The organism is Variovorax sp. EBFNA2 (assembly GCF_033802765.1).
GTDB lineage: Bacteria > Pseudomonadota > Gammaproteobacteria > Burkholderiales > Burkholderiaceae_C > Variovorax > Variovorax paradoxus_H.
The window spans coordinates 48,795-73,724 of sequence record NZ_CP138496.1 but is presented as its reverse complement, the minus strand read 5'-3'; the positions used below and the strand labels follow the sequence as shown (position 1 = coordinate 73,724).

Sequence of the window (24,930 nt, the reverse complement as noted above, 5' to 3'; positions counted from 1 at the left end):
CGCCAGGCTCCCCAAAGAAAAACCGCCACAGTCTCCTGTGGCGGTTTTTGCATGTGCGGGGTGTGAACGCGGAGCGAAGGCTTACTGGCCCGCGATGATCTGCGCGATGAGGCCGGTGGCAATGGCTGCGAGCACGTAGTCACCGCCCACACCCACCCACTGGTAGCCGCGCGGCGGCTGCTGCAGGCGGTAGGCGCGCCAGTCGTTCACCACGTAGTTGCGGCCCCGGTATTCGGTCGGCACGCGGCCACCACGGCGCCACTCGCTGTGCGGCTGCGGGAAGCCCCGGCGGTCGAACTGGCGACCGTCGCGGAAGTCCTGGTCGCCGCGGTAACCGGCGTGAGGGCCGCGGTGCGAGCGGTGGTCGTTGCGCTGTTCGTAGCGGCCTGCACCGCGATGGTCCCCACGGTGGTCATCGCGCTGCTCGTAGCGGCCGCCGCCCGGACGGTGGTCGTCGCCCCGGCGATCTTGCGCCAGCGCGCTGCCTGCTGCCAGGGACATTGCGAGCGCCGCAACGGCGGCAGTGGTGAGGCGCTTGGTACGAAAGATCATCTGGAACTCCTTTGGTGTGTCTGTGATGACGCCTCCATTCTGGGCAGCGCATGTGTCTGCTTCGGGTGCGTCAGGTCACCGTCAGATGAAATCCCGTAAGCGCAGGTATCCCCACGGCGTGTTGTCCTGCACGCGCGTGACGTACATCACGCCGGCGCGTAACGGTTCACCACCATGCCGCAGTCGTAGGCCGTCGATCCGAGCAGGCGCAGCGCATGGCCATGGCGCGTGTCGTGGAACACCGAGCGGCCCGCGCCGACGGCCGTGGGGTTCACGAAGAACTGGAACTCGTCGACCAGGCCCGCCGACGTGAGCGACGACGCAAAGCCGACACCGCCGATGGTGAGGATGTCTTTGCCCGGCTGGCGCTTGAGCGCGTTCACTTCGTCGGCCATGGCACCGCGCGCGATGTCGGTGCGTTCCCAGCGCGAGGCCTGCAGCTTGTTCGTGAGCACGACCTTGCGTGCCTCGACGATCCTCTGGGCAAAGGCGTAGTCGGGGTTCGCAGGAAAGCGCGTGGCGGCGCGGCCCCAGTGCTCGAGGTAGCCCTCTTCGATGATCTTGCGGCTCAGCAGGATCGTGTCGATGCCCGCGAACACGGCGTTGAAGTCACGCTTGAGCGCTGCATCCCAGCGCCACCGGTCGCCCCAGCCCCACAGCTGCCAGTCGATGTCGCCATTGGCCGGCGACACGAACCCGTCGACCGACATCTGCATTTGCACGATGAGCTTTCGCATCGGAGTCTCCTGAAAGTCGCTCGCACAAACCGATCTTGAAATGCAAGCAGTTTCAGTATTCTCAAACCGATGCGAAAATGCAAGCAGTTTCTTGAACCGGCGGAATCCCGATGGCCATCCAGCAGAAGTCCCTGTGCCCGATCAACCTCGCGCTCGAAGTCGTCGGCGACCGCTGGAGCCTGCTGATCGTTCGCGACCTGATGTTTGCGGACAAGCGGCACTTCCGCGAATTCCTGCAGTCCGAGGAAGGCATCTCCTCGAACATCCTCACGGAGCGGCTGAACACGCTGGTCGAGCACGGCGTGCTCAGCAAGACCGACGACCCCACGCACAAGCAGAAGGCGCTCTACAGCCTCACGCCCGTGGGCATCGACCTGCTGCCGGTGATCACGCAGCTCGGCATCTGGGGGCGCAAGCACCGGCCGGTGACGGCCGAAAGCGGTGCGCCCGCGGCCGCGCTGGAAAAGGGCGGGCCGGCGCTGCAGAAGAAGATGCGGGCCGCGCTGCGCAAGGCGCACCTGGGCGGCCGATAGCGCCCTCCTCCTACCCACCGACGGTGCTGCTCGCCGCGTCGTTGCGCGCGCTGCCCTGCACGGCCAGCCCGTCCAGCGACGGCAGGTCGAGTTCGATCCACGCGCCGTGCGCGCGTGCGAGGTCGAAGGTGCCGGTCGATTGCGGCCGGTCGGTGTGCAGCACCAATGCGTACGGGCCCTCGCCGCGCACGGCGATGCGCTGTGCGAGCGCGTCCCCACCCAGCTCTGCCGTCGAGGCGCGGTCGCGCGGCGACGACAGCACGAGCACGCTGCTTCCCAATGCGATCACCGCCACGCGCACCTGGCTGGCGGGCACGGCCACGGGCTCGCCGATGTGCGTGCTCGTGTCGTCGGACACGGTGCCCAGCAAGGCGCGGTAGCGCGCCAGCGTGGCGTCGAGGTCGCGCACGGCGATGGCCAGGCTGGCCACACCGAGCACGCCGTTGGGATGCACGCGCGCGGCGCCTTCGGGCACGCGCAGGGCACGCCGCGTGAGGTCGCCGCACAGGAACGGCAGGTCGGCCGACGGTGCGCGCGCGGTCTGCCAGCGCAGGTGTTCGCCGTCGGGGCGCACGCGCCCGCCGTCGAGCGGGCCTTCGAGCACGAGGCCGCGCGCTTTCGCGTCGGCCACGGTGACGGCCGTGTCGCGCGGCAGCAGCGCGAAGTCGACGATGCCTTCGCCGTGCCGCTGCAGCAGCTGCCACCATCGCTCGGCGGGTGCGGGTTCACGCCACGCGATGAGTTCGAAGTAGCTGCCATCGCTGAACACGACGAGTGCGTTGTGCGTGCTGCGGCCCGGATGGTCGCCGCCGCGCAGCACATGGAAGCCGAGCGCGACGTAGTCGGCGATGGCGCGTTCGAGGTCGTGCACGGCGATCACGACGTGGTCGAGGGTCAAGGGCATGGTGAAGGCCTTCCTTCCAGCAGAGGTGGTGTTGTCGTCGTCGTCAGGAGGCTGTGCGGGCGGCGCCCTCGCCACCCAGGTAGGCATCGCGGATGCGTGCGTCGGCCAGCAGCGCGCGGGCCGGGCCCGAGAGCACGATGCGACCGGTTTGCAGCACGTAGCCGTGGTGGGCGATCTGCAGCGCGAGGCTGGCGTTCTGCTCGACCATGAAGACCGAGACGCCCTGCGCGTTGATGCGCGCGATGAGCTCGAGCACCTTGTCGACGTACAGCGGCGACAGGCCCATGGTGGGCTCGTCCATGCACAGCAGCTGCGGCCGGCCCATGAGCGCGCGCGCCATGGCCACCATCTGCTGCTCGCCGCCCGAAAGCGTGCCGGCCAGAAAGCCCAGGCGCTCCGCCACGCGCGGGAACAGCTCGAGCATGCGTTCCAGGTCTTCGGCCACGCCCGCGCGGTCGCGGCGCGCATAGGCGCCCATGAGCAGGTTCTCGCGCACGGTCATCGCGGGGAACAGGCGGCGCGCCTCGGGCACCGAGCCGATGCCCTTGCGGATGATCTGCGGCGTGCTCAGGCCGAGCGTCGATTCGCGGTTGATGCGGACCTCGCCCGAGCGCGGCTTGAGCAGGCCGAGCACGATCTTCATCGTGGTCGACTTGCCGCTCGCGTTGCCACCGAGCAGGCTGACGATCTGGCCTTTGCGCACTTCGATGTCGAGGTCGAAGTGGGCCTGCACGGGGCCGTAGAAACTGTTGATCTTCTGGAGTTGGAGCAGTGGACGCGTGGCGTTGCCGGAAGCGGGTGCCGTGGTGCGTTCGGGCAGACCCTCACCCCAACCCTCTCCCCGCAAGGGAGAGGGAGCCAGAAGGCCGGTGCGGGCGACAGTCGCGATCATGCGGGCACCGCTTCTTTCTGTGCTTCGCCGACATGGCGATGGCCGAGATACGCCTCGATCACCGCGGGGTCGTTGCGCACCGCGTCCGGCAGGCCTTCTGCGATCTTGCGACCGTCGTCGAGCACGGCCACGCGGTCGGACAGTTGCATCACGAGGTCGAGCTTGTGCTCGATCAGCAGGATCGTCTGGCCGCGCGTCTTGAGGCCGCGAATGATCTCCAGCATCTCGGCCGTCTCGCTCTCGTTCATGCCGGCCGTGGGCTCGTCGAGCAGCAGCAGGCGCGGTCGCAGCGCGAGGGCGCGCGCAATCTCCACGCGGCGGCGGTTGGCGTACGAGAGGCTGTAGGCCGGATGGTCGGTGCGCGGCGTGAGCCGTTCGCCGAAGAGCGCGATGATCTCGCGCGCTTCGTCGCGCAGCGCTTCTTCCTCGCGTCGCACGGCGCGTGGCTGCACCAGCGCAAGCGCCAGCTCGGCCAGCGCCCCGAGGCCCGGCACACCGCCCACGCGCGGTTTCACGGCGCGCAGCCGCGTGTGGGCGCCGACCAGCACGTTGTCGAGCACCGAGAGGTTCGCAAACACGCGCCCATGCTGGAAGGTGCGCGAGGCCGCGCTGCGCGAGCTGCTGCGCGGGCAGGCCGGTGATATCGTGGCCATCGAACCGCACCTGCCCGGCGTCGGGCTTGTCGAGGCCCGTGACGAGGTTGAACAGCGTGGTCTTGCCTGCGCCGTTCGGGCCGATCACGCTCAGCAGTTCGCCTTCGCCCACCTGCAGGTCGACGGCATTGACGGCCGTGAGCCCGCCGAAACGGCGCACGAGGCCGCGCACTTCAAGCAGTGGCGAGGGCATCGGCGGTGCGATCGGAAGTGAGGGCGGCCTTCGAGTTCACGAGCTTCACCTCGGCGCGGATGGCCTGCGGGTTGCGCAGCAGGTTGAGGATGGGGCAGTTGCGCTCCACCGCTTCGAACAGCGCGTCGATCTCCTCGCGGCTCGCGGGCGAATCGATGTGCACCGTGTAGCCGATCTCGTGCGGCCAGATCGGCGTCTGCTCATGGCCGGGCTTGCCGCCGCGCGGATCGATGACGCCGGTCACCTCGACCTCGAGGCTTTCGAGCGGCACCTGGCGTTCGGCCGCCTGGATCAGGAAGATGTGCGTCACGCAGGTGCCGAGCACGCCCAGCTGCAGCTCGGGCGAACTCGGCCCGAGGTTGTAGCCCGCGAAATCGGGCGGGCTGTCGCTGATGACCTGGTGCTCGCGGATGCGCAGGCGGCGCACGCCGCTGCGGCCTTCGGCGCGCACGCTGGCCTTGAGCTGCGAAGGCTGTGCGGTGCCGGCCGCGACGGCGGCGTTGCGTGCCAGCACGGCGGTGCGTTTCTCGGCGAGGTAGTCGTTGAGGTGGCTCATGGTGTGTGGTTCTTTCAGACAGTGCCGAGCAGGCCTTGGGGACGGAAGCGAATCAACAGAAGCAGCGCGACGCCGTAGATCAGCATGCGGTACTCGGCCGTCACGCGGAACAGCTCGGGCAGGCTCACGAGCGCGACCGCACCCAGCAGTGCGCCGCTGATGTTCCCGAGCCCGCCGAGGATCACCATCGTGAGCGCGAGGATCGAGATCTGCGAGCCGAAGGTCTCGTGGTTGATGTACGAGTACATGTGCGCGGTGAAGGCGCCGCTCACGCCCGCTGCGAAGCCGCCGAAGCCGAAGGCCAGCGCCTTGTAGCGGTCGGGGCTCACGCCGTAGGCGCGCGCGGCCACCTCGTCTTCGCGCACGGCGCGGAAGGTGCGGCCCAGGTGCGAGCGCAGCAGGCGCCACTGCAGCAGGGCCAGCAGCACCAGCGCACCGAACGAGGCCCAGTAGATGGCCTCGTTCGACGACGCATCGCGCCCGAACAGCGACAGCGGCGGAATGCCCGACACGCCGATGGGCCCGCGCGTGAGGCTTTCCCAGTTGAGGATGGTGAGCGCCACGATCTCGCCGATGCCCAGCGTGGCGATCGACACGTAGTGCCCGCGCAGTCGGAAGGCCGGGAAGATGAGCGCGGTGCCGATCAGCGAGGTGAGCACGCCCGCGACCACGATGCCCGTGCCCACGGGCAGGTGCAGGTCGAGCACCAGCAGCGACGAGGCATACGCACCGATGGCCAGCAGCCCCGCATGGCCCAGCGAGATCTGTCCGATGGTGCCGGCCACCAGCGTGAGGCTCAGCGCAAGCGCACCGTAGAGCCACGCATTGGTGAGCGTCTGCAGCACGTAGGGCGACGGATCGAACAGCGGCAGCAGCACGGCCGCGGCGAACAGCGCGAGCAACACGCGCGGCGGCACGCGCCACGGCTTGCTCGGTGCGATGAAGGTGCCGGTGAGCGGCTCGGGCGGCAGCGCACGCTTGCGACCGAAGAGGCCGTTGGGCTTCCACACCAGGATGACCAGCAGCAGCGCAAAGGCAAACAGATTGCGGTACGGCGTGCCGAGAATGGCCACGCCATAGCTTTCGATGAGCCCCAGCAGCAGGCTGCCGACGATGGCGCCGGGCACGTTGCCCACGCCGCCGACCACCGTGGCCACCACGCCCTTGAGCGTGGCCTGGAAGCTCATCGCCGGGCTGATGTTGTTGTAGTACATGCCCACCAGCAGGCCCGAGAGCCCGCCCAGCGCGGCGGCGATCGCGAACACGGTCTGGTTCACACGGTTCACGTCCACGCCCATCTGCTGCGCGGCGTCGCGGTCTTGCGCGGTGGCGCGCACGGCCCAGCCGAGCTTCGTGAAACGCAGGAAGCCGAACAGCACGGCGGCACTGGTGATGCCGGTGCCCGCGATCAGCAGGTCGAGCGCGCCGATGGTGCCGGTGCCGATCTGCAGGCGCCAGTCGGGCAGTTGCGTGGGCAGCGCGCGCGGGTCGGGGCTGAACACCAGCTGCACGAGGATGTCGAGCACGAAGCTGATGCCGATGGTCGCCAGCAGCGGCGCGATGCGCGCAGCGCCCTGCAATGGCCGCAGCCCCACGCGCTCGATGAGCATGCCCAGTGCGCCACTGCCGAGCACCACCAGCGCGATCGTGACCGGCAGTGGCGTGTGCAGGTAGGTGATGCTGGCCCAGCCGATGTACGCGCCCACGGTGTACACCGAGCCGTGCGCGAAGTTGATGAGGTGCGAGACGCCGAAGATCAGCGCGAGCCCGACCGCCAGCAACGCATAGATGTTGCCGATGATCAGGCCGTTGACCGTGTGGTCGAAGAAGGAGGTGAAGCTCATGCGACGCCTGCGGCCTTGCTCCCTCTCCCGCTTGCGGGAGAGGGTGGGGGTGAGGGTGCGGCGGCCGTTGCGAAGGCCTGTTGCTTGTCGAAGGCCCCAGCCCTCACCCTAGCCCTCTCCCGCAAGCGGGAGAGGGAACAATTCAAAGACCCGTTCATTTCGAAGAGGCCACAGCCGCCTTCTCGTCGATCTGCGCCCACTTGCCGTCCTTCACCACGAGGTTGACGCTCTTCACGCCGATCACGCGGCGCGTCTGTGCATCGAAGGTGGCCTTGCCGAAGATGACGCTGGGCACGTCCTTGATCTTGTAGAACGCGTCGCGCACGGCCTTGCGATCGGCCTTCGGGCCAGCCTGGCGCAGCGCGGCGGCGGCGTACACCACGGCGTCGTAGGCATAGGCGTTGAAGGCGTCGGGCTCCTTGCTGTACTTCACGCGGAAGCTCTTCACGAACGCCTGCACTTCGGCACGCGGCTCGTCGGGATAGAAGGCGGTGTTGGTGTGGATGCCGTTCACCGCCGCACCGCCGAGCTCGATGAACTTGGGCGAGTAGACCGAGCCCACGGCCGCGATCGGCTGCTTCAGGCCCACGCTGCGCACCTGGCCGGCGATGAGCGCGCCGTCGGGGTAGTACGAGATGAGCACCAGCCCGTCGGGGTTGGCGTCGCGCACGCGCACGAGGGTCGAGCGGAAGTCTTTCTCGTCGGGCTGGTAGCCCTCGGCAATGGCGAGCTGCGCGCCGCGTTCCTGTGCGGCCTTCACGAGCACGTCCTTGCTGGTGCGGCCCCAGTCGGTGTTCAGGAAGAGCACGGCGATGCGTTTGAAGCCCAGCGTCTTCACGGCGAGGTCGGCCAGCAACGGCTGCGCGTCGGCCTGGCTGATCGACGGGCTCCAGATGTAGTCGCCGCCCTTGGTGAAGTCGGGGTGCGAGTTGGTGAAGCCCAGCTGCACAAGGCCCGCGCGCTGGTAGATGGGCGAGGCGGCCATCGAAGCGGGGCTGGAGAAGTCGCCGAGCTCGATGAGCACGTGCTTGTCGTTCACGAGTTTTTGCGCAATGGCAACGGACTGGCGCGGGTCGCTCTGGCTGTCCTCGAAGTTGTAGGCCAGCGGCCGGCCGTGGATGCCGCCCTGCGCATTGATGTGATCGATCGCGAGGTCGAAGCCGGCCTTCCACTGCGCGCCGTACTGCGCGTTCTGTCCGGTGAGCGGGCCGCTCACACCGAACCACACGGGCTCGCCGCTGGCGGTTGCGGCCCAGGCCGCGAGCGGCGCGGCCAGCAAGGCGGCGGACAGTGCGACCGCATGGCGCAGGAAACGATGGCGGGTGAACAGCGGCGGCATGGGGTCGGACCTCGGTGGCAGTGAAGGGATGAGCGCATCAGCGTGAAGGCCGCGATTCTTCGCCGCTGTCCCCGTGCCGGGAACGAACAAAAACGGAGAGGCTTATGCGCTTTCCGAGCAAGCGAAGGGACAAGCGCCAAGCGATGCGCGGCCTCGTTTAAGCTGCGCGCCACATGAAGCGACGCCACCTCCTCCACATGCTCGCCGGCGTGCCGGCCACCGCCCTGCTGCTCACCGCGTGCGGCAAACGAAAGGCCTCAGCCAATGCGTTGAAGCCCGATGCCCGCGTGCTGGCGCTGGGCGACAGCCTGACCTTCGGCTACGGCGCATCGCCCGAGACGGCGTGGCCCGCGAAGCTGGGCGAGCTCACGGGTTGGCAGGTCGAGAACGCGGGCGTCAACGGCGACACGTCGGCGGGTGCGCTGGAGCGCCTGCCTGCGCTGCTGTCCGCCGGCAGCTACGACGCGATCCTGATCGGCATCGGCGGCAACGACATGCTGCGCGGCGTGTCGCCCGCCAGCACGCGCGAGAACCTCGCCGCGCTCATCGAGCAGGCGCGCGCGCACACGCCGCACGTGGCGGTGCTGGCCACGCCCGCGCCCGATGCGATGCGCGCGGTGGTCGGCTCGCTCAGCGACGCGCCGTTCTACGAAGAGGTCGCGAAGTCGGGACAGGCGCTGCTGGTCGCGGGTGTGTATTCGGGCGTGCTGTCGGATGCGGCCCTGCGCTCGGACCGCATCCATGCGAACGCGAAGGGCTACGCCAAGGTGGCGGAGCAGCTCGCCGAGCAGCTCAAGGCTGCGGGCTGGCGCTGAGGCTTGTTGCGCGGTCGTCGGAGCGCATGGGAGCGCGTGCTGCGGCACCGCGCACCGGCAGGCTCTCCAGCACGCCGAACAGCAGCTCCATCGCGGTGAAGCCGAGGATGATCAGGCTCGCGCCCTGCGTCACGGCGTAGACCTGCCAGGTCGCGAACAGGAAGCGCGCCACGGCGTCGTAACGTCCATAGCGCAGGCGCGGATCGCGGATGCGCAGCACGGCCCAGACGGTGACCACCGAGCCGAGCAGGTTGGCCATCAGCATGTGGACCGGGTCGAAGGCCGGAAAGCTACCGGGCAGCTGCAGCGTCTGGATGGTCCACAGCAGCAGGGCGTGCACTGCGGCGAAGGTCCACGGCGTGGCGAAGCCGATGGTCACCACGAGGTCGTACCAGGCGCTGGCGCGGACGATGCGTTGGTAGGTGGGAAGCGCGATCATGAAGAAGAGCCCTGCAGGGAGTGAAGAAGCCCCGGAAGCTAAAGCCTCGGGTACGCTCCAGGGTCAAGCACATTCTTCGGCGAAGGAACCACGACCATGCAGATCGGCCAGCTGGCTTCGGCGACGGGCTTGAGCCGCGACACGCTGCGTTTCTACGAAGAGCGCGGCCTGATCCGTGCGGAGCGCGGCAGCAACGGCTACCGGGTCTATGCGAAGGAAACCGTGCAGATGGTGGGCTACATCCGCACCGCGCAGAAGCTCGGCTTCAGCCTGCACGAGATCGGCGACAACCTGCCCGCAGTGTGGGAGTCGGCCGCGCCCGACGATGCAATCGCGGCGCTGCTGGCCGACAAGGTCGCGGTCATCGACCAGAAGATCGCCGAGCTGAACGCGCTGCGGCAAGACCTGCTGGCGCGCGTGCTCGCCGGCTGCCCGATCGCTCAGGCGGCCTGCGCGCGCAACAGGTCGACGTAAGCGCCCTGCACCAGCTGGCCCGCGGCCACGCCGAGCCGGGCCATGAGCGCATGGGCTTCGGCCACGCCGGCCTCGGCGGGCTCGCCCTCTTGCAGCACCACTTCGAGTTCGAGGAATTCACCGAGCCCTTCGACACGGTCGAGGTGCACGCGCGTGCGGCCCACGAGGAACAGGCGGCGCTGCTTGCGCACACGGCCGGCCTGGCCCCAGGCGAGCGTGAGCGATTCGCGCAGCGCGTGGGGCGTGGCGGTCGGCGTGATCAGGTAGAACGATTCCTTCGGGCCGCTGCTGTCGGCGCGGCGGTAGAAGATGAGCTCGCCGCGGTCGGGGGCGAAGGTGCGCAGCTTGAGGCGGTCGGCGCTTTGCTCGCAGCGGAAGAAGGTGTCGTCTTGTGCGATTTCGGTGGGGCCTTGGTCGGCGAGCGTTGCGGCGATGGCTGCGATGCGGTCTACGCTGTCGATGCGGGCTTTGATCTCTACGTTTCTTGCCATGTCTTCTCGTTTTGTTGAGGCTGTGTTCAGGGCGCGTGCACAGGCCACCGGGTACTTCCCTCCGCGAATGTCCCCCGGGCTTCGCCCTCCTCCTTGATTTCGCTGCGGGAAGCACCCAGTGTCCTGCGCACGCAGGGCGCTCTCGTTGTGCTGGCCCGATCAACGACCGCACTGAAGACGCTCACGTCGATGGGGTGCCTTGCGCAGCGAAATCAAGGGGGAGCCCGAAGGGCGGAGGACATTCGCGGAGCAAGGCTCCCCGTCGGCGGGAGCGTCGCCCTGAACAAACAGCAGCCAAGACTCAGGGCGCGTTGCCCTGCGGCCCCACAGGCGGCGGCGCCGCACGCCCACTCGAGCCGGGCGCCAGCTTGCGACCAAAAGACTCGCCCACGTTGCGCACGGGACGGCTGGCTTTTTCCGACACGTTGCTCACGCCGCGCCGCGTGGCCGCATCGGCGCGGTTGACGCCGCGGCCGGCGGCGTTGGTGCCGCGCTGCACGCTGCCCACCACCTTGCCGTTGCGCGACGGCGAGGGAATGGTGTGGGCGCGTTCGGCCTGCGGCGGGTTGTCGGCGCTCTGCGCCTGCGCGGTGACGGGCAGCCAGAGCGCAGCCGCGATGGCGGCGAGCGATGCGGTGATGTGGAAGGTTTTCATGGCGTCGTCCCCTGGGAGTGGTCTTCGGATTCGGCGGCGGCCACGCGGGCCATGCGCTCGCTCTTCCAGTACACGTCGTCGCCGCCGTTCATGCGGTTGAGCACGCGTGCGAGCACGAAGAGCAGATCGCTGAGCCGGTTGAGGTACTGGCGCGGCGCGTCGTTGAGTGCGGTGCTGGCGCCGAGCGACACCACCGCGCGCTCGGCACGCCGCGCCACGGTGCGGCACACGTGCGCGAGCGATGCGGCGCGCGTGCCGGCGGGCAGGATGAATTCGGCCAGGCGCGGCAAGGCCGCGTTGTGGTCGGCCAGTGCGTTGTCGATCTGCAGCAGCGCCTCGGGCTTGAGCAACGTGAAACCGGGCATCGAGAGTTCGCCGCCGAGGTTGAAGAGCTGGTGCTGCACATCGACCAGCAGCTCGCGCACGGACTCTGGCAGCGGCTCGCACAGCAGCACGCCGATGTGCGAGTTGAGTTCGTCCACGTCGCCCATCGCGTGCACGCGCAGGTGGTCCTTGGGCACGCGGGTGTTGTCGCCGAGGCCGGTGGTGCCGTCGTCGCCGGTGCGGGTGGCGATCTGGGAAAGTCGGTTGCCCATAGGCGCTCCTCTCGGTTCAGGTCGTGAGACTGGCGGCGTCGATCTTGCCTGCCAGCCATTGCAGTCCGGCCAGATGCTGCTGGTCGTGGCTGCACAGGTAATGGATGAGGCTGCGCATCGTGAGCGGGCCGTAGCCCTCGAACACGGCGGTGCGCGCAAGCTGCGCGTCGCTCAACTGCGAGACGATTTCCATCGTCTGCACGCGCGCCAGGCGGAACTCGGCGAGCACGGTTGCCGCGTCGGCTGCGCCGTAATTGCGTTCGATGGCGAGCGGCTCGCTGTCGATCGATGCGAGCGTCGGATGGGCTTCGGCGAGCGTGCGGCGAAAGCGCACGTGGTAGCCCTCGATCTCGATGTCGCGCACATGGCACAGCTGCTCGATGGCGGTGAAGGCCTCGCTGGGCACACCCTCCCACGAAGGCGGCGCCCAGTGCCGGAAGGCCTGGGGAATGGCCGCGTAGTGGGCTTCGAGCTGCAAGGGAAAGGCCGCAAGGGCTGCAAGGGTCGTGGGGTTCATGTCTTCTACTGAAGCGCATTATGGTGCGCGCTCCGTAAAATGACCGATCCCCCTCAGCCCCTCCAGGAGACGCCCGATGAACGCCCCGACTTCCACCTCGCACCTGATGCCGGCGCTCCATCTGCGCGATGTGCCCGCAGCCCTGATCGACGGGCTGAAGGCGCGCTTTGGCGACAACTGTTCCACGGCGATGGCGGTGCGCACGCAGCATGGCCGCGACGAGTCGTCGTTCGACGCGCCGCCGCCCTCGGCCGTGGTGTTCGCCGAAAGCACGCAGGATGTTGCCGATGCCGTGAAGCTCGCGAGCGAGCACAGCGTGCCGGTCATTCCCTTCGGCGTGGGCTCTTCGCTCGAAGGCCATCTGCTCGCGGTGCAAGGCGGCATCAGCATCGACGTGTCGCGCATGAACCGGGTGCTGTCGATCAACGCCGACGACCTCACGGTGACGGTGCAGCCGGGCGTCACGCGCAAGCAGCTCAACGAAGAGATCAAGAGCACGGGCCTGTTCTTCCCCATCGACCCGGGCGCCGACGCCTCCATCGGCGGCATGACGGCCACGCGCGCGAGCGGCACGAACGCGGTGCGCTACGGCACGATGCGCGAGAACGTGCTGGCGCTTCAAGTGGTGACGGCCGCGGGTGAAATCATTCGCACGGGCACGCGCGCGAAGAAGTCGTCGGCCGGTTATGACCTCACGCGCCTCATGGTGGGCAGCGAAGGCACGCTGGGCGTGATCACCGAGGTCACGCTGCGCATCTACCCGCTGCCCGAAGCCGTGTCGGCCGCCATCTGCTCGTTCCCGAGCATCGAGGCCGCGGTGCGCACCACCATCGAGACCATCCAGCTCGGTGTGCCGATCGCGCGCGTGGAGCTCATCGACGTGAACACGGTGCGCATGGTGAACGCCTACGCCAAGCTGGGCCTGCGCGAAGAGCCGATGCTGCTGATGGAATTCCACGGCTCGCCGGCCGGCGTGAAGGAGCAGGCCGAGACGGTGCAGGAGCTCGCGAGCGGCCACGGCGGCAATGCCTTCGAATGGGCCAGCACGCCGGAAGAACGCACGCGCCTGTGGACCGCGCGGCACAACAGCTACTTTGCGGCCGTGCAGTCGCGCCCCGGCTGCCGCGTGATCTCCACCGACACCTGCGTGCCGATCTCGCGCCTGGCCGACTGCCTGCTCGACTCGGTGGCCGAAGCCGATGCGAGCGGCATCCCCTACTTCCTCGTCGGCCACGTGGGCGACGGCAACTTCCACTTCGGCTACCTGCTCGACCCGAACATCCCCGAAGAGCGCGTGAAGGCCGAGGAGCTCAATCACAAGTTGGTGACTCGCGCGCTGGCGCTCGAAGGCACCTGCACGGGTGAGCACGGCGTGGGCCTGCACAAGATGGACTTCCTGGTGACCGAAGCGGGTGTGGGCGCGATCGACATGATGCGCACGATCAAGCGCGCGCTCGACCCGAAGAACATCATGAACCCCGGCAAGATCTTCAGCCTCTGACCGTTCTCGCTCACGCGTAAAAAAGCCCGGCGGCTCGCAAGAGCGCCGGGCTTTTTCGTGGGCCCGACGGCCCGCGGTTTTCTTCTTACCTCCGGCGACGCGCCGGTGCCGGCTCCGGCGGCACGTAGGTCTGCGACGGTGCAGCACCGCCGTCTACGCCCAAGCGACCACCGCCGCCGAGGCCCTGCCCGCGCACCGTCTGCGCCTTGTAGTTGCGCAGCGAGCGGACCATCTGGTTGAAGGCGTCCATGAAGGCCGCGGCAATCACCTTGCCCTGCGCGGTGTTCGTGTAGCCGCCGAGGCCACCAGCGCCGCTGCGACCGGCCAGGCCACCGAAGGCGCCGAAATCGGTCTTGGAGGCGCTGCCTTCCGAAGCCGCGACCTGCACGCCGGAGCGGTTGTCGATGAGCGTCAGCAGCGCGCTGGCTTCCTTGGTCTGCATGCTGCCGCCGATGGCTGCGATGGCGCGGCCGCGGCCGCCACCCACGAGACCGCCGAGCGCGCCGCCAATGCCGCCGGCATCGCTGTTGCTGAACACGATCTCGGGCGACAGGCCGTAGTCGGAGGCGACCATCTGGCCGCGGCCGAAGTTGCTGCCGCCGCGCATTTCGCCCGACTGCTGCAGTGCGCGTTCACGCGTCATCGCGTTCATGCCGGCCGCGCCGCGCTCGACCACGATGAAGCAATTCGACTGCTGCACCAGCAAACGCAACAGATTTGCAGTAGGCGGCAGACGGTACTCGCCCGTGAGGATGGTGTACCAGCCGGCGTTGACGTTCTCGATGAGCGACACGGTGCCCAGTGGCGATTCGCAGCGCTCAAGCTGGCTGCTCGCGCCCGCCGTGGCACCGCCGGCGGCGCTGCCCGTGGCCGTGGTCTTGGCGGACTGGCTGCCCATCTGCATGTCGGTGGTGGCGCAGCCGGTGAGCAGCAGCGCGCCCACGGCGACCGCGGCAAACGGGAACTTGGTGACGAAGAACGGCATGGTGGACTCCCTCGGTTCGATGGTGATGGTCTTGCAACGCTGAAAGAAAAACCGCGATCGAGGATACGCGCAAAGGATTGCAGGAATCAATCAAACGAACGCAGGGGTCCGCGTTCGCAACGCAGGCCGAACTAGGCCGTTCGACGGATGCGCTCGATGAGTCCGTTGAGTGCTTCGATGGAGCCGAAGTGGATCGCCAGCTCGCCGCTTTCGCCGCGCTTCGTGCGCTTCTTGATGCGCACCTCGACCTCGGCCGTGAGCAGGTCGGCGAGTTCTTCTTCGACGCGCTGCAGGTCGCGCGATTTCTCGCCGGCATTGCCGCGCCGCGAGGGCGTGAGCGTGAACTCGGCCGCGAGCTTCTTCACCAGCGCCTCGGCCTCGCGCACCGACATCTTCTTGGCGGCGATCTGGTTGGCGGCGGTGATCTGCGTGCCGCGGTCGAGCGACAGCAGCGCGCGGGCGTGGCCCATGTCGATGTCGCCGGCCATCAGCATGAGCTGGGCGGGCTCGGCGAGGTTCAGCAGGCGCAGCAGGTTGCTGGCGGCACTGCGCGAACGGCCGACGGCTTGGGCCGCCATCTCGTGAGTGAGCCCAAACTCTGTGACGAGGCGTTGCAGGCCTTGGGCTTCTTCCAGCGGATTGAGGTCTTCGCGCTGGATGTTCTCGATGAGCGACATGGCCGCCGCGGCCTCGTTGGGCACGTCGCGCACCAGCACCGGCACGGTGTCCAAGCCCGCGAGCCGGGCGGCACGGAAGCGCCGCTCGCCCGCGATGATTTCGTACTCGGCGTTCTTGGCCGCGGCCGATTCGGCATCGAGCCGGCGCACCAGGATCGGCTGCATGATGCCCTGCACCTTGATGCTCTCGGCCAGCTCGTAAAGCGCGCCCTCGTCCATGCGGGTGCGCGGCTGGTAGACGCCGGCGACCATCTGGTCGAGCTTCAGGGTGTTGGGGTTCTGCGGTGCGCCGCCCTCTTCTGCCGAGGTGCCGCCGAGCGGGCCGCCATGGTCGGCGGAGGGTGCGGCCGTCGGGCCGAGCAGCGCTTCGAGGCCGCGGCCCAGGCCCTTGGGTTTCTTGGTCGCCATCAGTGCGTGTCTTTCGAGAGGTCGTTCAGGAGTTGCCGGCCTTCGGGCCAGTCGCCCAGGCCGGATTCGGCGTTCAGGTGGCCGCCCTTGCCGGCGTCGACGAAGCGTGCGCCCCAGTCGCTGGCCAGCTGCTTCGAGCGCGAGGCGTCGCAGTACGGGTCGTCATTGGCGGCGATCAGCACGGCCGGAAACGGCAGCGGCTGGCGCACGATGGGTGCCCAGCCGGGAATCAGTTGGCGCAGGTCGTCGCGCTCCAAGTCGCCGGGCGCCACCAGCAGCGCGCCGCGCACCTTGTGCGTGTTGCGCGAGTGAGCGGCCCAGGCGGCGGTGAGGATGCAGCCGAGGCTGTGCGCAGCCAGCACCACGGGGCCTGGTGCGGCGAGCACTTCTTCTTCGAGGCGGATCGACCAGTCGCCGCGCAGCGGTCGCATCCATTCGTGCTGGTCGACGCGGCGGTCGCCGTAGAGCGACTCCCAGCGGGTCTGCCAATGGCCGGGGCCGCTGTTCTGCCATCCGGGCAGCAGCAGGATGCGGGGTTCACTCATGGCTGATTGCTACGAACTTGATAGCGCCTGCCGCCCGTCGGGCGAGCATCAGACGGAGTTTTGGTCGGTATCGGCGACGGAAGAAGCAGAAGGCGCAGCGGCCAGCACGTCGTCGGGAATCGGCAGGTCGGGCACCACGCGCGGTGCAGGAGTGACCGGCGGTGCCACCGCGCCCGAGGCGAAGGCGCTCGCGGGCGGCATCTTGGCGACCAGCTCTTCCGCGAAGGCGATGAAGGCCTGGCTACCGCGGGCAGACGGATCGAACACCACGCCCGGCAGGCCGTAGCTCGGCGCTTCGGCCAGGCGCACATTGCGCGGAATGACGGTGTCGAACACCTTGTCGCCGAAGTGGGACTTGAGCTGCTCGCTCACCTGTTGCTGCAGCGTGATGCGCGGATCGAACATCACGCGCAGCAGGCCGATGATCTGCAGGTTCTTGTTGAGGTTGGCGTGCACCTGCTTGATGGTGTTGACCAGGTCGGTCAGCCCTTCGAGCGCGAAGTACTCGCACTGCATCGGCACGATCACGCCGTGGGCCGCGCACAGGCCGTTGAGCGTCAGCAGGCTCAGGCTCGGCGGGCAGTCGATCAGCACGAAGTCGTACTCGGCGCCGACGGCGGCCAGCGCGGTGCGCAGGCGCTTTTCGCGGCGGTCGAGCGCCACCATTTCGACTTCGGCGCCGGCCAGCTCACGGTTGGCGCCCAGCACGTCGTAGCTGGCCTCAGCCTCGATGAGCTTGTCGGACTTCACCCGCGCCTCGGCCACGGAGGCCGATTCGAGCAGCACGTCGTACACCGTGAGCTCCAGCTGGCGCTTGTCGATGCCCGAGCCCATGGTCGCGTTGCCCTGGGGATCGAGGTCGATCATCAGCACGCGCTGGCCTACCTTGGCCAGGCCGGCGGCGAGATTGACAGTGGTGGTGGTCTTGCCGACGCCGCCCTTCTGGTTGGCGATGCAGAAAATCTTGGCCATGTGTCGTCAGTGCAGGTCGTCGGGGTCGGTCAGCGGGAGATCGCGAGCTTGATGCCGAAGGCGATCAAGAACGTGCCAGCCAGCTTTTCGAGCGTGGCCGAGATGCGGGGATTGGCGCGGATGCGCTCGGCCAGGAAGTGCGTGAGCAGCGTCGAGGTCAGGCCGTACAGGAAGGTCAGCACGGCGATGGTCACGGCCATGGCGCCGAAAGTGATGAGGCCCTGGTGGCGCGCCGGATCGACGAACAGCGGGAAGAAGGCCATGTAGAACACGATCGCCTTGGGGTTCAGCAAGGTGATCGTCAGCGCCTGGCGCAGGAAATGGCTCGGGCGGATGTTCAAGATCGGCGCCGCACCGGGCTTGGCCAGCAGCATCTTGAGGCCGAGCCACGCCAGGTAGGCGGCGCCCAGCCACTGCACGGCCTTGAAGGCGGCCGGGTAGGCAGCCAGCACGGCAGACACGCCCGCCACTGCCGCCCACATCAAGACCTGGTCTCCCAGGATCACGCCAAAGGTCGCTGCCAGGCCGCCACGAATGCCGCCTTTGCTGGTCGAAGTGATCAGCGCCAGATTGCCCGGGCCGGGAATCAGAAGGAACACGACGATGGCGGCGACGAATGCGCCGTAGTCAGCGATGCCGAACATGGGATTTGCCTCGAAAAAGAGAGCCAGGGGGAGGCTTCGAGTCTAAGGCAGGCCGGCGCTGGGAAGATTGCTCCGACACCGGCTTTTGCCGGCGCCGTCGCATCTTTTACGAAATCAGGCGGCCTCTTTGCGCGCCCAGACGATGCAGCGCTCGGCATCCAGGCCCGGCACCGTCAGTTGTTCCACGTGAAACACTGCGACGCCTGCCGGCAAAGCGGCCAGTTCGTCGGTCGGCAGCTTGCCCTTCATGGCCAGCCAGACACCGCCCGGCGCCAGCAGATGCACCGAGCCATTGAAGAAGTCGGGCAGCGATGCGAAGGCGCGCGAGCTGATCACCTCGTAGCTGCCGGCCAGCGATTCGACCCGCGCGTGCAGGCCGCGCAGGTTCGGCAACTCCAGTTCGGCCGCCACCTGTTGCACGAAGGCCGCCTTCTTGGCGACGGCGTCGAGGCAGCTGACCTCGATGTCGGGCCGCATGATGGCGATCACCACGCCGGGCAGACCGCCGCCCGAACCGACGTCGAGCAACTTGCCCTTCCCTGCCCACTCGCGCTGCAGCGGTGCGATGGCCGCGAGGCTGTCGAGCAGGTGGTGCGTCATGACGCCGGCCGGGTCGCGCACGGCCGTCAGGTTGTAGACCTTGTTCCACTTGAGCATCAGCGTGCCGTAGGCCAGCAGCTGTTCGCCCTGCGCGTCGGACAGGGTCACGCCCAGGGCGGCTGCGCCTGCGCGCAGCGTGTCGAGGGGCGTCGCGCTCATGGGGCGGTGTGCGGCTCGGCGGCAGCAGCTTCGGTGGTGGTGGCGGTATCGGTATCGGCGGCGGCGTCGCGGGCGAATGCCTTGTGCCCTCCCTTGCGCAGGTGAATCATCAGCAGCGAGATCGCGGCGGGCGTGACGCCCGAGATGCGTGACGCCAGCCCCAGCGTTTCCGGCCGGTGCTTGTCCAGCTTCTGGCGCACCTCGAAGCTCAGGGCCTTGACCTGGCCGTAGTCGAAGTCGTCCGGCAGCTTCAGGTTCTCGAAGTGGGCGGCGCGCTCTACTTCGTCGTGCTGGCGCTCGATGTAGCCGGAGTACTTGGCTGAGATTTCGATCTGCTCGATCTCGGTTTCGCCCAAGGCCGTGCTCGCAGCGTACTTGCCGCCGTCCAGCGACATCAGGGTTGCGTAGTTCACATCGGGCCGGCGCAGCAGGTCGGCCAGGTTGTATTCGTGCTCGATGGCCTTGCCCAGCACCCGCGCCGACTCGGCCGCCGGCAGGTTGCGCGGGTTCACCCAGATCGACTTGAGCCGCTCTGTTTCACGTGAAACAACGTCGCGCTTTCGGCTGAAAGCGTCCCAGCGCGCGTCGTCCACGAGGCCCAGCTTGCGCCCTGCTTCGGTCAGGCGCATGTCGGCGTTGTCCTCGCGCAGCTGCAGCCGGAACTCGGCACGGCTGGTGAACATGCGGTACGGCTCGGTCACGCCCTTGGTGATCAGGTCGTCGACCAGCACACCCAGGTAGGCCTCGTCGCGGCGCGGCAGCCAAGCGTCTTCGCCCCGGCATTGCAGCGCAGCATTGATGCCGGCGAACAGGCCCTGGGCCGCCGCCTCTTCGTAGCCGGTGGTGCCGTTGATCTGTCCGGCAAAGAACAGGCCGCGGATCGCACGCGTCTCGAAGCTGCTCTTGAGCTCGCGCGGATCGAAGTAGTCGTACTCGATGGCGTAGCCCGGGCGCAGGATGTGGGCGTTTTCCAGGCCCACCATCGAGCGCACCAGCTGGTACTGGATGTCGAACGGCAGGCTGGTCGAAATGCCGTTCGGGTAGTACTCGTGGGTCGTCAGGCCTTCGGGCTCGAGAAAGATCTGGTGGCTGTCCTTGTCGGCGAAGCGGTTGATCTTGTCTTCGACGCTCGGGCAGTAGCGCGGACCGACGCCGTCGATCTTGCCGGTGAACATCGGGCTGCGGTCGAAGCCCGAGCGAATGATGTCGTGCGTGCGCTGGTTGGTGTGCGTCACCCAGCACGGCATCTGCTGCGGGTGCATCTCGGCCCTGCCCATGAAACTGAACACCGGCATCGGCCCTGCTCCACCGGGCATGCCGTCGCCGGGTTGTTCGGCGCACTTCGAGAAATCGATGCTGCGGCCATCGAGCCGCGGCGGCGTGCCGGTCTTCAAGCGGCCCTGCGGCAGCTTCAGTTCCTTGAGGCGCGCCGACAGGCTGATCGCCGGCGGGTCGCCCGCGCGGCCGGCCTGGTAGTTGTCGAGGCCGACGTGGATGCGGCCGTCGAGGAACGTGCCTGCGGTCAGCACCACGGTGCGAGCGCGGAAAGAAATGCCCACCTGCGTGACGGCGCCGACCACGCGATCGCCTTCGATCATCAGGTCGTCGACGGCTTGCTGGAACAGGCTGAGGTTCGGCTGGTTTTCCAGGCGGTGGCGGATTGCGGCCTTGTACAGCACGCGGTCGGCCTGCGCACGCGTCGCGCGCACCGCCGGGCCCTTGCTCGAATTGAGGATGCGGAACTGGATGCCCGCCTCGTCCGTGGCAATGGCCATCGCGCCGCCGAGCGCGTCGACCTCTTTCACGAGGTGGCCCTTGCCGATGCCGCCGATCGACGGGTTGCAGCTCATCTGCCCCAGCGTCTCGATGTTGTGGGAGAGCAGCAGCGTCTTGGCGCCCATGCGTGCGGAAGCGAGCGCGGCTTCGGTGCCGGCATGGCCACCGCCAACGACGATCACATCGAATTCTTCGGGGTACAGCATTGGAAAAAGGAGCGCACCACTGGACGCGTGCGCGGCGCAAAAAAGGGCACTAATTTTAAGCGGCGATGCCCTGTCGTGCCCCCGGTGTGGACAAGCTAGGGGACCACGCCAAAAATGGCCTGAACTCGCGTCGGGATTGTGCTAGTTGCTATATATTTAATAGCAAACAACCCGCGTCAGGCGGGCACTTGCGCGGGCTTGGGCACCGGATCGGGCTTCTCGATGCCTCGCAGCTCCCCGCTGGGGGCCGGCGTGCGCGGCGGCACCGCGCGTTCGTCCTGCAGTTCCTGAATCGTGAGCTTCTTGTCGGTCATGCGCACGGCGCCGAAGATCGTGGAGAAGGCCACGTCCTTCGCATCACGCCCCGTGCCCACGCGCACCAGCCGGTCGACGGGCGCCATGCGCGTCGGATCGAACAGCACCCACTGCCCGCCCAGCCAGGCCTCGAACACGGCGTGGAAATCCTGCGGCGGCTCGTCGAACCACACATAGCCCACCACCAGCCGCGCCGGGATGTTGAGCGCGCGGCAGAAGGTGATGCCCAAGTGCGCGAAGTCGCGGCACACGCCGGCGCGCTGCACGAACACCTCGCGCGCCGTGGTGGTCGAGTCGCTGCTGCCCGGCACGTAGACGATGCTCTCGTGGATCCAGTCGGCAATCGCCTGCACGCGGCCGATGCCCGGCGGCAGGTCGCCGAAGAGCTGCTGCGCGCAACGCGCCAGCAGGTCGGACTCGCAATAGCGCGTGGGCAGCAGGTCGCCCAGCACGGCGTCGGGCAGTTGGCTGACCGGCACCTCGGGCAGGGTGGCCGGCACGTGCACCACCGGGCGCCGCACCGTCGCGCGGTAGGCGATGGTCAGCGGGCCGGGTTGGGCGTCGAAGCGCACGTAGCGATTGCCGCTGTCGGCCTCGCAGCCTATCCGCAACCGCGCGGGCGGCTCGATGGTCAGCGTTTCGGCCAGCACCGTCTGCGCGCCCGTGCGCGCGGCCTCGATGTTCAGCCGCAGGTGCGCCGGGGCGTCGACCTCGTACTCCAGGCGCAGGTCGATGTGCGACAGGTGCATGGCACGGGCCAAGGGCGCGCCGGCCGGCAGCGCGGTCAATCGATCGCTTTCTTCACCGCGCCGACGCCGAGTGCGGCCAGCACCACGAACAGCACCGCCAGCACGAGGAACAGCCCGAACAGCAGCTTGGCAATGCCCGCCGCACCGGCCGCAATGCCGCCGAAGCCCAGTAGGCCGGCCACGAGCGAGATGACCGCAAAAATGATCGCGTACTTGAGCATGGTGAACCACTCCTTTGTTGCCTTGCAGCGGCTTGTGCCGCCGTGTCGGGACTGTAGAAAGCCCCGGCCGGCCGCCCGATAGTCGGCGCGCGCGAGCCGCCGTAGGACAAAAACGCGACGCAGCCAAACCCGCTAGCATCCCCTGCGGTCGCACAGATCTTTTCCTTCTATCCATTGGAGTTTTTTCGAATGAAGCTGTACTACTCGCCCGGCGCCTGCTCGCTCTCCCCCCACATCGCGCTGCACGAAGCCGGCATTGCCTTCGAACCCGTGCTGGCCAGCACCAAGAGCCACAAGCTGCAAGACGGCACCGACTACTACGGCATCAACCCGCTGGGCTACGTGCCGATGCTCGAGCTCGACGACGGCACCCGCCTGCGCGAAGGCCCGGCCATCGTCCAGTACATTGCCGACCTCGCCCCCACCAAGAACCTCGCGCCCGCCAACGGCACGATGCCGCGCTACCGCCTGCAGGAGTGGCTGACCTTCATCGGCACCGAGATGCACAAGGGCTTCAGCCCGCTGTTCAACCCGGCCATGCCCGAAGAAGCCAAGACCATCTCCAAGGACAAGCTCAAGGCCCGCTTCGAATGGCTAGACAGCGAACTCGCCGCCAAGCAGTACCTGATGGGCGAACACTTCAGCGTGGCCGACGGCTACCTGTTCACCGTCACCAACTGGACCAAGCCCACCGGCGTGGACATCTCGGGCTTCCCCAACGTGCTGGCCTGGCACGCCCGCGTGGCCGCCCGCCCCGCCGTTCAGGAAGCAATGAAGGCCGAAGGCCTGCTGAAGTAAGCCGAAGCCCACCGATCCGGGGGAAAACCCGGATCGATTCAGCCAGAAGCCGCCTTGCGCGGCTTTTCTTTCGCCTCATAAACTCTATAAATAGAACTTTAGAGATTGAGGCCGATGTCTTCTCCTTCGCCTTCTTCCCCTGCGGACGAGCCCGGTGCCCGCGGCCCGCTCACCGGTGTGCGCGTCGTCGACATCACCACCATCTTCATGGGCCCTTCGGCCACGCAGATGCTCGGCGACCTCGGCGCCGACGTGATCAAGGTCGAAGCGCCCGAGGGCGACGTGGTGCGCGGCATCGGCGCCCAGGGCCAGCAGAAGATGGGCCCGCTGTTCCTGGGCATGAACCGCAACAAGCGCAGCATCGCGCTCGACCTGAAGTCGCCCGAGGGCCGTGCCGCGCTGCTCGACCTCGTGCGCGACGCCGACGTGCTCACCTACAACGTGCGCCCGCAGGCCATGGAGCGCCTGGGCCTGGGCTACGACGCGCTCGCCGCCCTCAACCCGCGCCTGCTCTACGTCGGCATGTTCGGCTTCTCGCAGCGCGGGCGCCATGCCGCGAGCGCGGCCTTCGACGACCTCATCCAGGCCGCCTGCGCCCTGCCCCAGGCCATGGCCATGGGCAGCCCCGACGGCACGCCGCGCTACCTGCCCATCACCATCGCCGACCGCTCGGTGGGCCTGTATGCCTTCGGCGTGATCAGCGCCGCGCTCTACGGCCGCGAGCGCACCGGCCGCGGCCAGCGCATCGACGTGCCGATGTTCGAGACCATGGTGCCGCAGGTGCTCGGCGACCACCTCTACAACCAGACCTTCGTGCCGCCGCAGGGCGACTTCGGCTACCCGCGCCTGCTCTCGCCCGAACGCCGGCCCTACCCGACGCGCGACGGCCACGTCTGCTGCCTGATCTACACCGACCCGCAGTGGCGCGCCTTCCTCGCCGCCATCGGCCAGCCCGCGCTGTTCGACAGCGACCCGCGCTTTGCCGACATCCGCGCGCGCACGCGGCACATCGATGCGCTCTACGCGATGGTCGGCGAGGCGCTGGCCACGCGCACCACCGCCGAGTGCCAGGCCCTGCTCGCGGCCACCGACATCCCGGTGTTTCCGATGCACACCTTCGACACGCTGCTCACCGACGCGCACCTGCAGGACATCGGCTTCTTCAGCGAGATGGAGCACCCCGACGTCGGCCGTATCCGCCAGATGGCCGTGCCCAGCGAATGGTCCGGCACGCCGCCCGGCCCCGCCACGCCGCCGCCGCGCCTGGGCCAGCACAGCCGCGAAGTGCTGCGCGAAGCGGGCTACGACGACGCGCGCATCGACGCCCTCATTCACAACGGCGCCGTGCGCGCATCCTGATGACCACCACCGCTTCTTCTTTCATCGCCTGCGACATCGACGGCCACGTCGCCACCCTCGCGCTCGACCGGCCCGAACGCCGCAACGCCTTCGACCTCGAGATGCGCGCGCAGATGTTCGATGCCATCCGCCATGCCGTCGAAGACCCACAGGTGCGCGCCATCGTCCTCACCGGACGCGGCGGCCACTTCTGCGCGGGCGGCGACGTCAAGGGCATGCGCGAGATCGAACGCCTCGAAGCATCCGCCGGCCGCCTGCGCATGAAGGACGCACAGGCCGGCATGCACCTGCTGATGCAGAGCGACAAGCCCGTCGTCGCGGCCGTCGAGGGCTGTGCCTACGGCGGCGGCTTCGGCCTGGCGCTGACGGCCGACATCGTGCTCGCCGCGCCGAGCGCGCGCTTCTGCATGTCGTTCATGAAGGTCGGCCTCGTGCCCGACTGCGGCGCGCTCTTCACGCTCGCGCGCAGCGTGGGCCTGAACCGCGCCAAGGCGCTGATGCTGTCGGCGCGCGAGCTCGACGCACAGACCGCGAGGGACTGGGGCATCGTCCATGAAGTGGTCGCCGCCGACGCGCTGCTGTCGCACGCACAGGCCCTCGCCGCCGCACTGGCGAACGGCCCCGCCACCGCCATCGCCCTCACCAAGCAGGGTCTGCAGCGCACCTTCGACAGCGACATGGACGCGATGTTCGAGTTCGAAGCCATGGCGCAAGGCCTGGCCTTCGCGACCGACGACCACCGCCAGGCCATCGACGATTTCACGCAGCGCCGGCCGGCGCGCTTCCAGTGGCCCGCCTCGCCCTCCTCTTCTTCCTCTTGACTCA

At 68.1% G+C, this 24,930-nt stretch carries 30 protein-coding genes and 1 pseudogene; 8 read left to right on the top strand and 23 right to left on the bottom strand.

Annotation, left to right across the window (positions count from 1 at the left end):
* Positions 1 to 81 precede the first annotated feature (81 nt).
* Together RZE79_RS00370 and RZE79_RS00365 are read right to left on the bottom strand one after the other, a co-directional pair.
* Positions 82 to 552, bottom strand: coding sequence for an RcnB family protein (locus RZE79_RS00370; RefSeq protein WP_319358424.1), 471 nt, complete (start codon positions 550 to 552; stop codon positions 82 to 84).
* Positions 553 to 698: 146 nt separating this feature from the next.
* On the bottom strand, positions 699 to 1,289 hold the full coding sequence (locus RZE79_RS00365; protein WP_319358421.1) for a dihydrofolate reductase family protein: 591 nt from the start codon (positions 1,287 to 1,289) through the stop codon (positions 699 to 701).
* A gap of 110 nt (positions 1,290 to 1,399) precedes the next feature.
* Between RZE79_RS00365 and RZE79_RS00360 the strand changes: the two genes are divergently transcribed.
* The gene (locus RZE79_RS00360; RefSeq protein WP_062473733.1) at positions 1,400 to 1,822 is read left to right on the top strand and encodes a helix-turn-helix domain-containing protein; all 423 of its coding nucleotides are present in this window, start codon (positions 1,400 to 1,402) and stop codon (positions 1,820 to 1,822) included.
* Positions 1,823 to 1,832: 10 nt separating this feature from the next.
* Here the strand turns inward: RZE79_RS00360 and RZE79_RS00355 are convergent, their stop codons facing one another.
* From RZE79_RS00355 to RZE79_RS34755, 4 genes and pseudogenes are all read right to left on the bottom strand, one after another.
* Entirely contained in the window at positions 1,833 to 2,726 is an 894-nt protein-coding gene (locus RZE79_RS00355; protein ID WP_319358418.1) for a VOC family protein, read from the bottom strand.
* Between the two features lie 43 nt (positions 2,727 to 2,769).
* On the bottom strand, positions 2,770 to 3,618 hold the full coding sequence (locus RZE79_RS00350) for an ABC transporter ATP-binding protein (protein ID WP_319358416.1): 849 nt from the start codon (positions 3,616 to 3,618) through the stop codon (positions 2,770 to 2,772).
* Positions 3,615 to 3,767 carry a hypothetical protein gene (locus RZE79_RS34760; protein ID WP_373696584.1) on the bottom strand — a complete coding sequence of 51 codons (153 nt, stop codon included), beginning with the start codon at positions 3,765 to 3,767 and terminating at the stop codon, positions 3,615 to 3,617. The genes RZE79_RS00350 and RZE79_RS34760 overlap by 4 nt, the downstream gene beginning before the upstream one ends.
* Before the next feature lie 162 nt (positions 3,768 to 3,929).
* Positions 3,930 to 4,359: pseudogene (locus tag RZE79_RS34755) on the bottom strand (ATP-binding cassette domain-containing protein); the annotation flags it as partial.
* Here RZE79_RS34755 and RZE79_RS34750 point away from each other — a divergent pair.
* Positions 4,264 to 4,485 carry a hypothetical protein gene (locus RZE79_RS34750; protein ID WP_373696587.1) on the top strand — a complete coding sequence of 74 codons (222 nt, stop codon included), beginning with the start codon at positions 4,264 to 4,266 and terminating at the stop codon, positions 4,483 to 4,485. The pseudogene RZE79_RS34755 and the gene RZE79_RS34750 overlap by 96 nt on opposite strands.
* Here RZE79_RS34750 and RZE79_RS00340 read toward each other — a convergent pair.
* The 3 genes from RZE79_RS00340 to RZE79_RS00330 form a co-directional block, all read right to left on the bottom strand.
* Positions 4,445 to 5,020: an OsmC family protein gene (locus RZE79_RS00340; protein ID WP_319358414.1), complete on the bottom strand. Its 576-nt coding sequence runs from the start codon at positions 5,018 to 5,020 to the stop codon at positions 4,445 to 4,447. The two genes, RZE79_RS34750 and RZE79_RS00340, sit on opposite strands and share 41 nt — an antisense overlap.
* A gap of 14 nt (positions 5,021 to 5,034) precedes the next feature.
* Positions 5,035 to 6,864, bottom strand: a complete 1,830-nt coding sequence (locus tag RZE79_RS00335) for an ABC transporter permease (protein WP_319358412.1) — start codon at positions 6,862 to 6,864, stop codon at positions 5,035 to 5,037.
* Positions 6,865 to 7,018: 154 nt separating this feature from the next.
* A complete protein-coding gene (locus tag RZE79_RS00330; protein WP_319358410.1) occupies positions 7,019 to 8,203 on the bottom strand; it encodes an ABC transporter substrate-binding protein in 1,185 nt (394 codons plus the stop codon).
* Between the two features lie 173 nt (positions 8,204 to 8,376).
* On the opposite strand from RZE79_RS00330, the gene RZE79_RS00325 reads away from it, so the two are divergent.
* A complete protein-coding gene (locus RZE79_RS00325) occupies positions 8,377 to 9,018 on the top strand; it encodes a GDSL-type esterase/lipase family protein (protein ID WP_319358408.1) in 642 nt (213 codons plus the stop codon).
* Here the strand turns inward: RZE79_RS00325 and RZE79_RS00320 are convergent.
* On the bottom strand, positions 8,996 to 9,457 hold the full coding sequence (locus RZE79_RS00320; RefSeq protein WP_319358406.1) for a hypothetical protein: 462 nt from the start codon (positions 9,455 to 9,457) through the stop codon (positions 8,996 to 8,998). The genes RZE79_RS00325 and RZE79_RS00320 overlap by 23 nt on opposite strands.
* 96 nt (positions 9,458 to 9,553) lie before the next feature.
* Here RZE79_RS00320 and RZE79_RS00315 point away from each other — a divergent pair, with 96 nt between their 5' ends.
* A complete protein-coding gene (locus RZE79_RS00315) occupies positions 9,554 to 9,931 on the top strand; it encodes a MerR family transcriptional regulator (RefSeq protein WP_319358404.1) in 378 nt (125 codons plus the stop codon).
* On the opposite strand, the gene RZE79_RS00310 is transcribed toward RZE79_RS00315, so the two are convergent.
* The 4 genes from RZE79_RS00310 to RZE79_RS00295 all read right to left on the bottom strand — a co-directional run bounded on the left by RZE79_RS00310 (position 9,898) and on the right by RZE79_RS00295 (position 12,190).
* Positions 9,898 to 10,422: a class IV adenylate cyclase gene (locus tag RZE79_RS00310; RefSeq protein WP_319358403.1), complete on the bottom strand. Its 525-nt coding sequence runs from the start codon at positions 10,420 to 10,422 to the stop codon at positions 9,898 to 9,900. The genes RZE79_RS00315 and RZE79_RS00310 overlap by 34 nt on opposite strands.
* Positions 10,423 to 10,723: 301 nt before the next feature.
* Positions 10,724 to 11,077: a hypothetical protein gene (locus RZE79_RS00305; RefSeq protein WP_153281335.1), complete on the bottom strand. Its 354-nt coding sequence runs from the start codon at positions 11,075 to 11,077 to the stop codon at positions 10,724 to 10,726.
* Positions 11,074 to 11,673 carry a cob(I)yrinic acid a,c-diamide adenosyltransferase gene (locus RZE79_RS00300; RefSeq protein ID WP_319358401.1) on the bottom strand — a complete coding sequence of 200 codons (600 nt, stop codon included), beginning with the start codon at positions 11,671 to 11,673 and terminating at the stop codon, positions 11,074 to 11,076. Before RZE79_RS00300 ends, RZE79_RS00305 begins: the two co-directional genes overlap by 4 nt.
* A gap of 16 nt (positions 11,674 to 11,689) precedes the next feature.
* Complete coding sequence (locus RZE79_RS00295; RefSeq protein ID WP_319358399.1) at positions 11,690 to 12,190, bottom strand: DinB family protein; 501 nt, start codon at positions 12,188 to 12,190, stop codon at positions 11,690 to 11,692.
* Between the two features lie 76 nt (positions 12,191 to 12,266).
* Here RZE79_RS00295 and RZE79_RS00290 point away from each other — a divergent pair, with 76 nt between their 5' ends.
* Entirely contained in the window at positions 12,267 to 13,691 is a 1,425-nt protein-coding gene (locus tag RZE79_RS00290) for an FAD-linked oxidase C-terminal domain-containing protein (RefSeq protein WP_319358397.1), read from the top strand.
* A gap of 85 nt (positions 13,692 to 13,776) precedes the next feature.
* On the opposite strand, the gene RZE79_RS00285 is transcribed toward RZE79_RS00290, so the two are convergent.
* The 9 genes from RZE79_RS00285 to RZE79_RS00245 form a co-directional block, all read right to left on the bottom strand.
* The gene (locus RZE79_RS00285) at positions 13,777 to 14,676 is read right to left on the bottom strand and encodes a CsgG/HfaB family protein (RefSeq protein ID WP_319358395.1); all 900 of its coding nucleotides are present in this window, start codon (positions 14,674 to 14,676) and stop codon (positions 13,777 to 13,779) included.
* 131 nt (positions 14,677 to 14,807) lie between these two features.
* Complete coding sequence (locus RZE79_RS00280; protein WP_101490652.1) at positions 14,808 to 15,761, bottom strand: ParB/RepB/Spo0J family partition protein; 954 nt, start codon at positions 15,759 to 15,761, stop codon at positions 14,808 to 14,810.
* Positions 15,761 to 16,306, bottom strand: coding sequence for an alpha/beta hydrolase (locus RZE79_RS00275; RefSeq protein ID WP_319358392.1), 546 nt, complete (start codon positions 16,304 to 16,306; stop codon positions 15,761 to 15,763). The genes RZE79_RS00280 and RZE79_RS00275 overlap by 1 nt, the downstream gene beginning before the upstream one ends.
* Before the next feature lie 48 nt (positions 16,307 to 16,354).
* The gene (locus RZE79_RS00270) at positions 16,355 to 17,278 is read right to left on the bottom strand and encodes a ParA family protein (RefSeq protein ID WP_319358390.1); all 924 of its coding nucleotides are present in this window, start codon (positions 17,276 to 17,278) and stop codon (positions 16,355 to 16,357) included.
* A 29-nt stretch (positions 17,279 to 17,307) separates the two neighbouring features.
* Positions 17,308 to 17,922, bottom strand: coding sequence for a LysE family transporter (locus RZE79_RS00265; protein WP_153281341.1), 615 nt, complete (start codon positions 17,920 to 17,922; stop codon positions 17,308 to 17,310).
* 114 nt (positions 17,923 to 18,036) lie between these two features.
* Positions 18,037 to 18,681, bottom strand: coding sequence for a 16S rRNA (guanine(527)-N(7))-methyltransferase RsmG (gene rsmG, locus RZE79_RS00260; RefSeq protein ID WP_319358386.1), 645 nt, complete (start codon positions 18,679 to 18,681; stop codon positions 18,037 to 18,039).
* A complete protein-coding gene (gene mnmG / locus RZE79_RS00255) occupies positions 18,678 to 20,663 on the bottom strand; it encodes a tRNA uridine-5-carboxymethylaminomethyl(34) synthesis enzyme MnmG (RefSeq protein ID WP_319358384.1) in 1,986 nt (661 codons plus the stop codon). Before mnmG ends, rsmG begins: the two co-directional genes overlap by 4 nt.
* Before the next feature lie 176 nt (positions 20,664 to 20,839).
* On the bottom strand, positions 20,840 to 21,727 hold the full coding sequence (locus tag RZE79_RS00250) for a transglutaminase family protein (RefSeq protein WP_319361347.1): 888 nt from the start codon (positions 21,725 to 21,727) through the stop codon (positions 20,840 to 20,842).
* A gap of 35 nt (positions 21,728 to 21,762) precedes the next feature.
* Complete coding sequence (locus tag RZE79_RS00245; protein ID WP_056574793.1) at positions 21,763 to 21,948, bottom strand: DUF1328 family protein; 186 nt, start codon at positions 21,946 to 21,948, stop codon at positions 21,763 to 21,765.
* Between the two features lie 189 nt (positions 21,949 to 22,137).
* Between RZE79_RS00245 and gstA the strand changes: the two genes are divergently transcribed.
* The 3 genes from gstA (at position 22,138) to RZE79_RS00230 (ending at position 24,926) form a co-directional block, all read left to right on the top strand.
* Positions 22,138 to 22,746 carry a glutathione transferase GstA gene (gene gstA, locus RZE79_RS00240; RefSeq protein ID WP_319358381.1) on the top strand — a complete coding sequence of 203 codons (609 nt, stop codon included), beginning with the start codon at positions 22,138 to 22,140 and terminating at the stop codon, positions 22,744 to 22,746.
* A 114-nt stretch (positions 22,747 to 22,860) separates the two neighbouring features.
* Positions 22,861 to 24,105, top strand: coding sequence for a CoA transferase (locus RZE79_RS00235; protein WP_319358379.1), 1,245 nt, complete (start codon positions 22,861 to 22,863; stop codon positions 24,103 to 24,105).
* The gene (locus RZE79_RS00230; protein ID WP_319358377.1) at positions 24,105 to 24,926 is read left to right on the top strand and encodes an enoyl-CoA hydratase/isomerase family protein; all 822 of its coding nucleotides are present in this window, start codon (positions 24,105 to 24,107) and stop codon (positions 24,924 to 24,926) included. The genes RZE79_RS00235 and RZE79_RS00230 overlap by 1 nt, the downstream gene beginning before the upstream one ends.
* Positions 24,927 to 24,930: the final 4 nt, after the last annotated feature.